This is a genomic window from Shewanella litoralis (genome assembly GCF_009828585.1).
Taxonomy (GTDB): Bacteria; Pseudomonadota; Gammaproteobacteria; order Enterobacterales; family Shewanellaceae; genus Shewanella; species Shewanella litoralis.
Genome location: NZ_WSRZ01000167.1, coordinates 1 through 251, shown reverse-complemented (window position 1 = coordinate 251; position 251 = coordinate 1). Strand labels below are relative to the sequence as shown.

The following is a 251-nucleotide window of genomic DNA, read 5'->3' as shown; positions in this document are numbered from 1 at the left end:
ACTCATGCAATTAATTACTATCAGCTTTCCAAATTGTTAAAGAACAACACTGACCGGCTCGCGGCGTGTTTCACTCTACTTCCGAAGAAGTTAACAAGTAATCTGTGTGAACACTCACATGCATCTCTGCACTTTAGGTATTGAGTTAGTCGTATAGGTAAGGAGGTGATCCAGCCCCAGGTTCCCCTAGGGCTACCTTGTTACGACTTCACCCCAGTCATGAACCACAAAGTGGTGAGCGTTCTCCCGAA

The 251-nt window shown here is 45.8% G+C and carries 1 rRNA gene; it reads right to left on the bottom strand.

The annotated features are described in order from the left end of the window. Window positions 1-158: 158 nt before the first annotated feature. A 16S ribosomal RNA gene (locus GQA99_RS20505) occupies window positions 159-251 on the bottom strand; the annotation flags it as partial.